Source organism: Rhodoferax sp. (genome assembly GCF_023701345.1).
Taxonomy (GTDB): Bacteria; Pseudomonadota; Gammaproteobacteria; order Burkholderiales; family Burkholderiaceae_C; genus Rhodoferax.
In genome coordinates this window covers 1-12,969 of the sequence record NZ_JAMPXE010000096.1, presented here as the reverse complement: position 1 = coordinate 12,969, position 12,969 = coordinate 1, and the positions used below count along the sequence as shown (strand labels likewise).

The window sequence follows — 12,969 nt, the reverse complement described above, 5'->3', positions numbered from 1 at the left end:
GTTCTTTTGCACCGCCAGGTCGACGTCGAAGGTGTATTCGGTGTCGGGCTTGCGGCTCAGCAGGAAGAAGCGCACCGCGTCCTTGCTGGTCCACTCGATCAAATCGCGCAGCGTCACGTAGCTGCCGGCGCGCTTGCTGATCTTGACCTCCTGGCCGCCGCGCACCACCCGTACCATGGTGTGCAGCACGTAGTCCGGAAAACCATGCGGAATGCCCACGTTGGCGGCCTGCAAACCGGCGCGCACGCGGGCAATGGTGCCGTGGTGGTCGGTGCCCTGGATGTTGATGACCTTGGAAAAGCCGCGCTCCCACTTGTTGATGTGGTAGGCCACGTCGGGCACGAAGTAGGTGTAGCTGCCGTCCTGCTTGCGCATGACGCGGTCCTTGTCGTCGCCGTAGTCGGTGGACTTGAGCCACAGCGCCCCGTCCTGCTCGTAGGTCTTGCCGGCCTCGATCAGGCGCTTCACCGCGGCGTCGACCTTGCCGCTGGTGTAGAGGCTGCTTTCCAGATAGTAGTTGTCAAACTTGACGGCGAAGGCCGACAGATCGAGGTCCTGCTCATGGCGCAGATAGGCCACGGCAAACTGGCGGATGCTGTCGAGGTCGGACGCATCACCGGAGGCGGTGAAGGCGCGGTCGTCTGACGTCACCGTCTTCTTGGCCAGAAAATCAGTCGCGATGTCGGCGATGTACTCGCCGTTGTAAAAATTTTTACTGACCGGGTTGTCGGGATCGGTGGGCCAGCAGCTGTCACCCGGCTTGAAGCCTTGCGCGCGCAATTGCGTGCTGGTGGCCAGCGTGGCAATCTGCACGCCGGCGTCGTTGTAATAAAACTCGCGGTGCACCAGCCAGCCCTGGCTGTCGAACAGGTTGCAAATGGCATCGCCCAGCGCCGCCTGGCGGCCGTGGCCCACATGCAGTGGCCCGGTCGGGTTGGCCGAGACGAATTCCACCAGCATGCGTTGGCCGTTGTCGGCCTGGCTGCCGTAGCGCTCGGCTTGCAGCAGCACCGAGCGCACCACTTGCTGCTTGGCCGCCGGCTTGAGCTTGATGTTGATGAAACCGGGCCCGGCAATCTCAAGCGATTCCACCCAGGTTTGGTAAGGCAGCGTGGTGCGCAGCAAGGTGCACAGGCTCTCGGCCAGCTGTCGCGGGTCTTGCTTGAGCGGCTTGGCCAGCTGCATGGCAGCCGTGGTGGCCAGGTCGCCGTGGGCCGCCACTTTGGGCGACTCGAACGCCGCTTTGGCGCCCGCGCCGGGCTGTACATCTTCCAGCGTGGCACGCAGGACTTCGAGCAATTGGGTTTTAACGATCAACATGCCCGGATTTTACGGGTTGGCCAGGTTGCCAGTGGCCACCGCGCGGGCCAGGCACAGGTCGGCCCAGGCCCGGGCTTTGTCATGGCCATTGCGTAACAGATAAGCCGGGGGGTAGGTCACCACCACCGGCACACCGGCATAGCGCCAGAGCTGGCCGCGCAACTTGCCCAGCGGCAGCCTGGCCTGCTCGGGCGGGGTTTCGCTGAGCAGCAGTTGCATGGCAAAACGCCCCATGGCGATGATCACCCTGGGTTGGGTCAGGGCGATTTCACGGCGCAGGAAGTGGGCGCAGGTGCTGAGTTCGGTCGCGTTGGGGGCGCGCATCAGGGCGGGACGACACTTGAGCACATGGGTCAGGTAGGCGCGTGACGCGGCTCCCTGGTCCGCGCCGGCCTCATGGTTGCAGCGTCGCACGCCCACAGCGCGCAACATGTTGTCCAGCAACTGACCTGCTTCCTCGACAAAAGGCTGGCCGGCTCGTTCCTGGGCTTCATCGGGGGGGTCGCCCACCAGCAGCCAGTCGCAGGCGCTGACCTGCCGGGGTGCCGCCAGCACCGGCGCGCGGCGCCCCAGGCACATGGCGCAGGCCTGGCAGTGGCGCACGGTCTCGGTTAAAGCGGGCCAATCCATGGCGGCAATGCCGCTGGCCAGTTCAATCAGCCGGGTCGGGCCTGGCAACTGGTCGGGTGTGCGCAGCGGCGGCTCCGGGCTGACCGGCTGGCTGGCTGCCTCAATCGGCACTATTGGGGCAACAGGCAAGGCCACGGGTTCAACCGCAACCAGAGGCGCGGGGCTGGCGCTGTCAGTCAAAAGCGCTTGCGGCCCGGGCGCAGTCAGGGGCTGCCAGACGCGCACCCCCATCTCCAGCAGCATGGCACGCTGGCGCGCATCCAGCACCAGGCTCATGGCGCGGGCTCCTGGCTGGGTGTGGCATTGAGTTGCAGACTCATGACCACCGCATCTTCCCGCTGCCCCGAGGTGGCCGGGTAATACTGGCGGCGCATGCCGACGTGGCGAAAGCCGTGGGCCTGGTAAATATGGATGGCCCGGCTGTTGCTGTGGCGCGCTTCCAGCCAAAGCCATTGCGCACCCTGGCCGCTGGACCACAGGGCCAGCGCATCGAGCATGACGCGGGCCCAGCCTTGACGCTGGTACGGTGGCGCCACCGTGATGTTGAGCAAATGCACTTCATCAACCCCCTTCATCGCCACAAAATAACCCAGCAAGCTGTCACCGGCCATGAGCAGCTGCGCCTCATAGGCGCTGGTCAGGCAGTCGGCAAAATGGCGCTTCTGCCAGGGATGCGGGTGGGCTTGCTGCTCCAGCGCGGTGACGGCATCAAGATGGCTTTCGGTCATGACCTCAAAACGGACCTGCGCGGCCTGGCCTGGCGTGCTCATGGCGCGACCCCGGCCAGAGCCTTGCTGGCGGCGCGCTCCAGCGTGGTTTGCGCCACCTTGTCGCGAATGTAGGTGGGCAGCGCTTGCTCGGCCGATACGGCGGCGCCGCGGGCCAGCAGGGCGGGGGCCAGGCGAAGCAGTGCCGTGGCGGTCGGTAGCGCCAGCGTCTGCGCTGCCTGTGCCGGCAAGCGCGCGCCATAGCCTGCAAACACATTGCCGGCCAGCACATCCGTGCCGTTCCAGTCCAGGTTCTCCGGCTTGATCAGGCGCTCGCCGCAGCCTTGCACCCAGCTTCCGGACGCAAAAACATAGCCCGCCGTGTACAGTTCGTCCATGCGGGCATCGAGCAGGGCGGTCACGGCAAAAACCGGAGTGGCCGCGTTCTGCCAGCGCGCTTCTTCGGCCACGGCGAGCAGGGTGTTGACAGGCAGCACCGGCACCGCTGCACCAAAAGCCAGGCCCTGGGCAACCGAGCAGGCGGTGCGCAAGCCGGTAAACGAGCCGGGCCCGGCGCCAAACACAATGGCGTCCATCTCATCAAAGCGCAGTTGCGCCAGCGCCATGAGGCGCTGGATTTCAGGAATCAAATGGGTGGAGGTGTGGGCGCCGCCCGCGGCCGTGTGCTGGCACAGCAGACCGGCCGCACCCGTACCGCGTTGCACGGCGATGGACATGCTGTCGGTGCTGGTGTCAAAGGCCAGCAAATTCATGCGATTGCCTCGTGCTTCATTCATCAATGCCCTGCGCTGGGTTGCAGCTTGCGCGCCGCCTTGCAGGGGGAACCTGCCAGGCTGACTGCGCGCACGCCGAACAAAATGCCCGTGGTCACCAGTACCAGCCCGGCCACCAGGTTCCAGTGCAGGGGTTCACCCAGCCACAGCACGGCGCCGATGGCCGACAACCCTGGTACCAGGGCTGTGATCATGGTCGAGCGCACCGGGCCGAAGTAACGGATCATTTGCGTGAACGTGATGCCCGAAATCACCACCGATCCCCAGCCCTGGAACAGCATCTGAAACAGCACTTCCTTGAAAGGGGCGGTAAACACATGGGATTGAACCGCCCCCGTGAGGGCCAGCACGCTGTACAACGGCACATAGGAGACGGCGGCAAAGGTGGTGACGGCGATGGTGGCTCGCACCGCATCGAGCCGATGGTGACGCGCCAGGACGCTGTAAGTGGCCCAGCACAGGGCGGCACTCATGAACAGCAGGTCGCCCAGCCAGACCTGACCGCCATCAAAGGCACGCAACAGGCTCAAGCCCCCCACCAGCAAGTCACCCAGCACAATCAGTCCCAGCCCCACGGCGCGTCCGGGGCTGATGTGATCGCGCAGCAGCCAGGTGGCCAGTAGCGCTGTCCACAGCGGTAAACTGCCCGGCATCAGCACCGAGGCATGCAGCGCTGGCGCATGGGCGAAGCCGCTGTAGGCCAGCATGGCGTAGAGCAGGCCACCAAAAAAGCCGACCGAGACCGTGACGCGCAGGGACAGCGGCGACAGCCCCAGCCAAGAGGCGCCTGCCATGCCGTCGGCCCGGTCACGTTGCACCAGGTAGGCGCCCCAGGGCAGCAAGAGCAGCGCCGCGCCGACGATGCGGCAGTAGGCCATGTCCAGCGGTGTCAGCAGACCGCCGCGCGCTGGATCCGCCGAGGCGCGGGCGATCAGGATGAACGATGTCCAGATCAGCACCGTGATCACGGCAGCCGCCATGCCAATGGTGCGCGGCGAAAGGCGGGGGGGTGAGGCGGAAGGCGTTGGCATGCGCGAATTATCCGTGGTGCGCCACAGACTTTGGAAAAATTGAATTTTCAGGACGGCAGCCGGACCTCGTCGATTTGCCTCGGGTCGACAAACTCGTGGGCATAACGCAAATAAACACCTTGCTGGATGAAAACATCAAACAAGTCGGCGTCAATATGGCCGTCTTCCTTCATCTTGACCATGATGCTGATGGCCTGCGACAGTTTCATGCCATGTTTGTAGGGTCGGTCCGAGGCGGTCAGGGCTTCAAAAATATCAGCGATGCCCATGATGCGCGCCTGCACCGACATCTGCTCGCGCGTGAGTCCTTTGGGGTAACCCTTGCCGTCCATGCGCTCATGGTGGCCACCGGCATATTCGGGTACGTTTTGCAGGTGTTTGGGCCAGGGCAACTTCTCCAGCATCTTGATGGTTGCCACGATGTGGTAGTTGATGGTGTCGCGCTCGGCCGCAGTCAGTGTGCCTTTGCGGATGCACAGGTTGTCGATTTCATCGGCCGACAGGAAGCTGGTTGGTTGGCCGTCGGTGTCGCGCCACTGGTAATGGCTACCGATGTGGTGCACCCGCGCCACGGCGGCATCACTCATGAATTCGCCGCCGGAATTGGCCGTGCGCAAAAAGCTGCGATCCGCGTCCAGCGCGCCGAGCTGGTTGTACAGGCCGACCATGCCGGCGCGCTCGGCGGCTTCATCAACGCAGGGGCGCAGCGCCAGTTGGCGGCGCAGCGCCTCAATTTCGGCGTCGCGCTTGAGGACCTCGAAACGCGTGTCGATCAGGTCAATCCGGTCATACAGGGTTTGCAGCTTGGTTGCCTTGTCCACCACGTGCACCGGCGTGGTGACTTTGCCGCAATCATGCAGCAGCCCTGCAATCTTGAGTTCGTAGCGGTCCATCTCGGTCATGGAAAAAGCAGCCAGCGGACCTTCCTGGTGTTGCGCCGTGGCATCGGCCAGCATCATGGTCAGGGCCGGCACCCGCTGGCAGTGGCCCCCGGTGTAGGGCGATTTTTCGTCAATGGCCATGTTGATCAGGCTGATGAAGGATTCGAACAGGTCTTCCAGTTGTTTCATCAGCAAGCGGTTGCTCAGCACAATGGCGGCTTGTGACGCCAGCGATTCCACCAGTTGCTGGTCGGCCTTGGAGAAGCTGGTGACCTCGTTGCTGCCGGGTTCCAGGGCGTTGAGCAATTGCAGGACGCCAATCACATCACCGTCCTGGTTGCACATGGGCACGGTCAGGAAGGATTGCGAGCGGTAGCCGGTGTTCTGGTCGAATTTGCGGGTGCCCGAAAAGTCAAAATTCGGGTCGCTGTAAGCGTCTTCTATGTTGACGGTGACCGCGTGAATGGCCGCATAGGCGGCGACCAGCGAGTCGTTGGGTGCACCATTGGCGTTGGTCAAGGGCAGGTCGGCGAAGTTGATTGGCTGGACGGCGCTGCCGCCCATGGCGATGTTCAGCGAATCGGTGCGCAGGATTTCAAAGCGCAAACTGTCAGCGCCCACGACCTTGCTGTAAATGGTGCCGCCGTCAGCCCGGGTGATGCCTTTGGCCGCCAGCAAAATGTATTCCAGCAGACGCGTGATGTCGCGCTCCCTGGACAGCGCCACACCGATGTCATTGAGTTGCTCGAGTCGCCCCAGCAAACCCGCAACCGTGTTCAGGTCGGTATTTTTTGCAATGCTTGTCATGGCTTTATTTTGTCAAAAAGGTGCAGCTGCCGCTCCAGCCCGCTGACGGGGCATTACCTGCAGGTCCCATTATTGCTGTGCGCGCGGGTTCCTGGCTACTGCCGGGCATTGCGGCGATTGGCGGGCAAGGCCTGTGGATAACTGGTGCGAAACGGATTGATGTCGAGGCCGCCGCGGCGTGTGTAGCGGGCATAAACGCTGAGTTTGTGCGGCTGGCAACGGGCCTGGATGTCCATGAACATGCGCTCAACGCAATGCTCATGAAAACCTTGGTGATTGCGAAAGCTGATGATGTAGCGCAACAGTCCGGCCTGCTCGATCTGCGGGCCAAAGTAGCTGATCTGCACGCTGCCCCAGTCGGGTTGGTCCGTCACCGGGCAGTTGCTGCGCAACAAATTGCTGGTGAGCACCTCGGTCACCGGCGCTTCTTCAGTGGCAGCGCTCAGCAGTTCGGGGGCGGGCGTGTAACGGTCGCAGTCCAGCTCCAGCCGGTCCAGGCTCAGGCCGTCGAGTTCCTCGATTGGCTCGCGATCAAACAACTCGGCCGCCACCAGCCTGACGCCCACGCTGGACTGCACGATGCCGCCACGCCAGGCCGCTTCGGTGAGGTCGGCGCGCAGGCGGGCCAGTACTTCGGCGGCATCGGGAAAGCGGGTGTTGTTGAAGCTGCCCAGATAGAGCTTGAGCGATTTGCTCTCGATGATGTTGGCCGACTCACAGGGTACCGTGATGTGCGCCAGCGCCACCTGCGGTTTGCCGCGCAGATTAAGCCAGCTCAGCTCGAATGCGGTCCACAGGTCGGCACCCAGAAAAGGCAGTGTGGCCCCGATGCCCAGTTCCGTGCGCTGCGGCGCGCGTGCGATGGGAAACAGCAGGGCGGCGTCGTACTGGTCTGCATACAGCGCGGGTTGACCGAGCGGGGAATGGATGGACGAGGTCATCAAAGAAGCCAATCAAGTAAAAACGCCCGGTCACATGACCGGGCTCTGATCAGCCTGAATCTACCACCAGTATCAATCTCAGTCGGCGGTGCCTTCCGTGATGGCGTCCTCCACCAGCTTTTTCGGCTTGACGAAGTTGCGCAGGAATACCGGCAAGATGAAGCCGATCACTGCCACCAGCAAAAAGCCGACCGCCAGTGGGGAGCCATAGAGAATTGCAAAATCTCCGTCTGAAATGGTCAGGGCGCGGCGCAGGTTTTTCTCCATCAATTCGCCCAGCAAAATGCCCAGAATCACCGGCACCATGGGGATTTCGAACTTGCGCAACACCCAGCCCAGCACGCCAAAGGCAATCATCAGCATCAAGTCAAAAGTGGAGTTGGTGATGCCGTAAATACCCACGAACGAAATCATTGTGACGCCGGGCATCAGGTACATCGATGGAATCTTCAACACCTTGGTAAACATGCCCACCATCGGCAGGTTCAGCGCCAGCAACATGAAGTTGCCAATGAACAATGCCGCAATCAGGCCCCAGACCACATCCGGGTTCTGCGCAAACAGCAAGGGGCCGGGCGTGATGTCCATGGCCAGCAACATGGCCAGCAGCACCGCCGTGGTGCCGGAGCCCGGCACGCCCAGCGCCAGCATGGGCACCAGGGCGCCACCGGCTGCTGCATTGTTGCCTGCTTCAGGGGCGGCCACACCACGCGGGTCACCTTTGCCAAAGCGTCCGCTTTTACCTGCTACTTTTTTCTCCACCGTGTAAGCCAGGAAAGAGCCAAGCGAAGCCCCGGCACCCGGCAAGACCCCGGCAATGAAGCCCAGGATGGTGCCGCGTCCCATGGCGCCGCTGGTTTGCTTGATCATCGACCAGGGCGGAATCACCCGACCCACTTCAGGCATCTTGGCGGTGGTGTGACTGCCCACCTTGTTGCGCTCTTCAATGAAAACGAAGATTTCAGACAAAGCAAACATGCCGACGATGGCCACCAGAAAGTCAATGCCATCGTAAAAATGCACATTGCCGAAGGTAAAACGTGGCACGCCGGTCTGGCCGTCCACGCCGACAAAGGCCAGTGCCAGACCCAGGCAGGTGGCAAAGCCAGCCTTGGCCTGGTTGTTGCTGGTGACGCCGCCCAGGGTGGCAAACGCCAGCGTAAACATGGCAAAGTACTCGGCTGGGCCAAACAGCAAGGCCACTTCGACCAACTGCGGCGCCAGCACCACCAGGCCGATCGTGGCAAAAAAAGCACCCACAAACGAGGCAATGCCAGAGATGGCCAGTGCCTCACCGGCGTGCCCCTGGCGCGCCATCGGGTAGCCGTCCAGCGTGGTCATCAGCGCGGGCTCATCGCCCGGAATGTTGAGTAGAATGGATGAAATACGACCGCCATACATGGCGCCGTAATAGACACTGGTGAGCAGGATCAGCGCCGGGGTTGGCCCCAGGCCCATGCTGAAGACCACCGGGATCATGATGGCCACGCCGTTGGACGGGCCGAGGCCCGGCAGTGCACCAATGATGGTGCCCAAAAAGCAGCCCATCAGGGCCAGACCCAGGTTTTGCCAGGTCAGCGCGACAGAAAAACCATGCGCCAAAGCTTGTAAAGAGTCCATTTTTTAATCCTTTGTGCGCTTAAAAGCCCCATGGGCCCTTGGCCATGTTGACGCCCAATGCATACTGAAAAAGCAGGAAGATGCCCACCGCAGTCGATACCCCGCCAATGGCGGACTGGCGCGCTGTGCCGCCCAAGCGCCAGGTCAAAAATGCCGAAGCACAGGTGGTGGCCAGCACAAAACCGGCAATTGGCAAGAGCTGGGCGTAGGCGATCAGCACGCCCGTGGTGGCCAACAGTTCCAGCAACTTGTACACGCCGGGCCAGTGCGGGTCGGCATCAGGCTTGAGAAACATGACCACGGCCGACACTGCCATCAGCGCGGCAATCAGCATCGGAAATGACTTGGGGCCCAGCGGGTCCTGAATGAAGCTTTCCTCAATCTGGGTGGTGGCCCACATCATCCCCAGGGATGCAGCAAGCACAATGGCAGCAAAAATGCGGTCGCTCTTCATGGCAGGATCCGATTAATAAAAAAAGGGGGGGACGCAGTCCCCGGGACAAAGAAAGACCTGTCGATGGAATGGATCAACAGGCCCTGAACTGGCGTTTTGCCTTACTTGACGATACCGATTTCTTTCGACAACGCGTTGATTTCAGCGACAGACTCTTTCACGTACTTCTGGAATGCCTCACCACGCAGGTTCAAGGGTGCCATGCCGTTTTTGGCCATGATGGCTTTCCATTCCTTGGAGTCGTACACCGTGCCGACACTCTTGACCCAGAAGTTGTAGGCGTCCTGGCTCATGCCACCGGGCACATAAAAACCGCGCCAGTTGGCGCCAACCGCGTCAAGGCCCTGCTCTTTGGCAGTCGGGAACTTGGCAAAGTCCCCGCCCAAGCGCTCGGGTGCCAGCACCGCCAAAACCTTGATCTTGCCGGCATCGACAAAGCCCTTGGCTTCGGAGATGTCACCTGTGAATGCCTGGATCTTGCCTGCCAGCAATTGTGTGACCGCTTCACCGCCGCCGTCAAAGGCGACGTATTTGACAGACCGTACGTTGCTGATGCCTGATTTGCGCGCTGCAATCAACACCTTCAGGTGATCCCAGCCACCTACGGCCGAACCGCCAGCGAAGGAAATGGCGGTCGGGTCTGATTTGACCTTGGCCATCAATTCGGGCAGGGTGTTGTAAGGGGAGTCTGCAGCCACGGCCACCATGCCGTAGTCAGCGCCGACCGAGGCCAGCCATTTGACCTGATCCATGGTGTTGCCCGGGTAGGCGTTCTGGCCCAGCCGGGTTGCCGTTGACGTGGAGGCGGCAATGATCAGGTTGCTGTCGTTGTTGCGCTTGTTGATCACCTCGGCATAGGCAGCGCCGCCGCCGCCGCCGGCCTTGTTGGTGACCTGCATGGAGCCGGGGATCAACTTGAGGTCCTGCAAGGTTTTGCCAACCAGACGGCAAGTCATATCCCAACCGCCGCCTGCGCCGGCCGGGGCAATACATTCGGTGCTACCAGGCTCGAAGGCAAAAGCCGAGGTAGAAGTGACCATTGCCACGGCAACGGGTGCGGCCCAGAGGGCGAGATGTTTCATACGGATCATGGTGAGTCTCCTGTTGGCGAAAGAACTGAACACCGGCGAATTCTGAGGCGCCAAACTGTCAATCGCCTGTCCGGCTACCTAGGGAATACACCAGTATCGGCATCGCAATGGCGTCGTCTTTTTCGTGCTAGCGTTGACGGCGAAACACCAGCCGCTCGGGCTGGGAAACGCTGCTGTCAAAGGCGTAACCATCCAGATCAAAGTCCTTGAGTTGCTCTGGCAGGCTCACGCGCCGGGTGGCGGCAAAGCGCACCATCAAGCCACGTGCGCGTTTGGCGTAAAAGCTGATGATCTTGTACTTGCCGTCCTTGAAGTCTTCAAACACGCAGTCCACCACACGCGCCTTGAGCGCTTTCTTGTCCACTGCCTTGAAGTATTCCTGGCTGGCAAGGTTGATCAGCACCGGAGTTCTGTCGCGCTGCAGGCGCGTGTTGAGGTAGTCGGAAATCTGTCTGCCCCAGAACTGGTACAGGTCCTTGCCGCGTGGGTTAGCCAGCCTGGTTCCCATCTCCAGCCGGTAGGGCTGCATGTAGTCCAGCGGGCGCAACACGCCGTACAGGCCGCTCAAGATGCACACATGGTCCTGCGCCCAGGTCAGGTCGTCGGCACGCAAGGTTTTGGCATCGAGCCCGTCATAGACATCGCCGTTGAAGGCCAGTACCGCCTGTTTGGCGTTCTTGGCCGTAAATTTGGGATGCCAGGCTTGGTAACGCGCCACGTTCAGCCCCGCCAGGCTGTCGCTCAGGCTCATCAGGCTGGCAATCTCCTGTGGTGATTTTGGGCGCAACAAGTCGATCAATTCCTGGGCCTGCGGCACAAACAGCGGCTGGGTATGCGGGACATCAGCGGCGGTTGCCTCAAAGTCGAGCGATTTGGCAGGGGACAGTAAGAACAGCATGGGTGACAGGTTCAGGGCATCAAAAAGGGCTTCACGCGGAAGCCCTGATGATAAGCACCCTGACATGCTTATTTGAGATCGGAAGCCAGCGAGGCCAGCGTTTCGTCCGATATCGTCACATGCGCCGGGTAGTTGGTGTGGTCGCAGCCCACCTTGACTGCGGCACCCGCTTTGACAGCGGCGCACATGGCCGGGGTCAATTCGAAGCGGGCAAAGTGCACCGCCGAGGTTTTTTCTTCGTTTTCACGGTCCATGTCTTCATCAGCGATGGCATAAACGCGCGGCTGCCCTTCCACTTCGACAAACAGATGGTCCTCCACCCCAATCAGGCGCGCCAATTCGCGTTTGCGCTCGCTCACATCGGGGTATTCCAGCAGCACGGTCGTGGTCCAGTTGCTGCCGTTGGGCACCAGTGCAGCGTAGGCATCGATTTCCTGCTGGATGCCGTCTTCTTCAAAGATTTTCTCGATGCGCAGCATCTCCTGGATTTGGTAACGGATGGTGGTCTCGGACTCGAACTGCAGCGTCATGTGCTCACCGAGATGCACATTGCGCAGCTTGCGGTGCGCCATGACGGCGGGTTTGTTTGCCTTGCGCCATTTGCTGTAGGCCTCCAGGCCCATCAGGCTGTCGGGGGTGATGTTGCCGGTAATTTGCATGGTGTGTTCAGTGTTATTTAAGTCCATAGGCTTTGGCGATCAGGCTCAAGGGGTGCTGCAGTTCGGGCGTGCCGAGCTGGTTGACCTCAAAGCCCTGGGCGATGTGGTGGCCGCCCAGCGGGCAGTCGGAGCTGATGTAGTCGGGCTGGCTGCCATCTTTCATGCTGGCCATGCCCTTGAACAACGGTTTGCCAATCTTCATGGCCTGCTGGTGGTACAGCTTTTTCACACCAAAGGTGCCGGCGTGGCCCGAACAGCGCTCGAAGGTATTGACCGTGGTGCCGGGCACCATCTTGAGCATTTCCTCGGTTTTCTTGCCAATGTTCTGCACCCGGCCATGGCAGGGGATCTGGTAGCTGACGTTGCCCAGCGGCACCGGAAACTCCTCCTTGAGCAGGCCGTCGCGCCTGCGCTGCATCAGGTACTCGAACGGGTCCCACATAAACGCCTTGACCAGTTGCACGTCGGCGTCATCGGGGTACATCAGCGGGATTTCCTGCTTGAACATCAGGGCGCAACTCGGCACTGCCGCCAGAATGGCAAAGCCGTCCTTGGCGTAACGCGCCAGCATCGGAATATTGGCCTCCTTGCTGGCATTCACGGAGGCCAGGTCGCCCAGCTCCAGCTTGGGCATGCCGCAGCACTTTTCTTTCTCGACCAGCACGTACGGAATGTTGTTGTGATCGAGGATCCTGAGCAGATCCAGGCCAATGCCGGGCTCGTTGTAATTGATGAAGCAAGTGGAGAAAATCGCCACCTTGCCAGGCGTCTTGGCGCCGTCCGTGACGATGCTTGACTTGGCCTCGGGCGCGGCCGAGCGGAACTTTTTGGTTGCCAGCGACGGCAGCCAGGCGTCCTTGTCCACACCCGCCACTTTTTCCATCACGCTGCGGGCCACTTTGGTCTTGTTGACGGCGTTGGCCGCCTGCACCACCACCGGGATGCCGGCCAGTTGGCCGTGCACGTCGGTGGACGCCAGAAACTTCTCGGCAGCACCCACTTCACCTTTCTTGAACTTGATGGCTTTGGCGCGCAGCATGGTGTGCGGGAAGTCGAGGTTGAACTGGTGCGGCGGCACATACGGGCACTTGGTCATGTAACACAGGTCGCACAGGTAACACTGGCTCACCACTTTC

General features: G+C 61.4%; 13 protein-coding genes. All 13 read right to left on the bottom strand.

Translation table 11 applies throughout. The features are described 5' to 3' along the window. Nucleotides 1-1,320, bottom strand: a 1,320-nt coding sequence (argS, locus tag NDI87_RS12745) for an arginine--tRNA ligase (protein ID WP_296275653.1), incomplete at its 3' end; no start/stop codon positions are given. A 9-nt stretch (nt 1,321-1,329) separates the two neighbouring features. Continuing rightward, nucleotides 1,330-2,226: a uracil-DNA glycosylase gene (locus NDI87_RS12740; protein WP_296275652.1), complete on the bottom strand. Its 897-nt coding sequence runs from the start codon at nt 2,224-2,226 to the stop codon at nt 1,330-1,332. Then, on the bottom strand, nt 2,223-2,720 hold the full coding sequence (gene rimI, locus NDI87_RS12735) for a ribosomal protein S18-alanine N-acetyltransferase (RefSeq protein WP_296275651.1): 498 nt from the start codon (nt 2,718-2,720) through the stop codon (nt 2,223-2,225). Before rimI ends, NDI87_RS12740 begins: the two co-directional genes overlap by 4 nt. Then, nucleotides 2,717-3,430, bottom strand: coding sequence for a tRNA (adenosine(37)-N6)-threonylcarbamoyltransferase complex dimerization subunit type 1 TsaB (gene tsaB / locus NDI87_RS12730; RefSeq protein ID WP_296275650.1), 714 nt, complete (start codon nt 3,428-3,430; stop codon nt 2,717-2,719). Before tsaB ends, rimI begins: the two co-directional genes overlap by 4 nt. Before the next feature lie 23 nt (nt 3,431-3,453). After that, nucleotides 3,454-4,482, bottom strand: a complete 1,029-nt coding sequence (locus tag NDI87_RS12725; protein WP_296275648.1) for a DMT family transporter — start codon at nt 4,480-4,482, stop codon at nt 3,454-3,456. 47 nt (nt 4,483-4,529) lie between these two features. Beyond that, the gene (locus NDI87_RS12720; protein WP_296275647.1) at nt 4,530-6,170 is read right to left on the bottom strand and encodes an HD family phosphohydrolase; all 1,641 of its coding nucleotides are present in this window, start codon (nt 6,168-6,170) and stop codon (nt 4,530-4,532) included. A gap of 95 nt (nt 6,171-6,265) precedes the next feature. After that, complete coding sequence (gene queF / locus NDI87_RS12715) at nt 6,266-7,111, bottom strand: NADPH-dependent 7-cyano-7-deazaguanine reductase QueF (protein WP_296275646.1); 846 nt, start codon at nt 7,109-7,111, stop codon at nt 6,266-6,268. 78 nt (nt 7,112-7,189) lie between these two features. After that, a complete protein-coding gene (locus NDI87_RS12710) occupies nt 7,190-8,731 on the bottom strand; it encodes a tripartite tricarboxylate transporter permease (RefSeq protein WP_296275645.1) in 1,542 nt (513 codons plus the stop codon). A 19-nt stretch (nt 8,732-8,750) separates the two neighbouring features. Further along, nucleotides 8,751-9,185, bottom strand: coding sequence for a tripartite tricarboxylate transporter TctB family protein (locus NDI87_RS12705; protein ID WP_296275644.1), 435 nt, complete (start codon nt 9,183-9,185; stop codon nt 8,751-8,753). Between the two features lie 101 nt (nt 9,186-9,286). Further along, the gene (locus NDI87_RS12700; protein ID WP_296275642.1) at nt 9,287-10,276 is read right to left on the bottom strand and encodes a tripartite tricarboxylate transporter substrate-binding protein; all 990 of its coding nucleotides are present in this window, start codon (nt 10,274-10,276) and stop codon (nt 9,287-9,289) included. Between the two features lie 127 nt (nt 10,277-10,403). Beyond that, entirely contained in the window at nt 10,404-11,174 is a 771-nt protein-coding gene (yaaA, locus tag NDI87_RS12695; protein ID WP_296275641.1) for a peroxide stress protein YaaA, read from the bottom strand. Between the two features lie 68 nt (nt 11,175-11,242). Next, nucleotides 11,243-11,833 (bottom strand): DUF3501 family protein, encoded by a 591-nt coding sequence (locus NDI87_RS12690; protein WP_296275639.1) that lies wholly within the window; start codon nt 11,831-11,833, stop codon nt 11,243-11,245. Between the two features lie 13 nt (nt 11,834-11,846). Further along, on the bottom strand, nt 11,847-12,969 hold a 1,123-nt coding region (locus NDI87_RS12685), incomplete at its 5' end, for a heterodisulfide reductase-related iron-sulfur binding cluster (protein WP_296275637.1).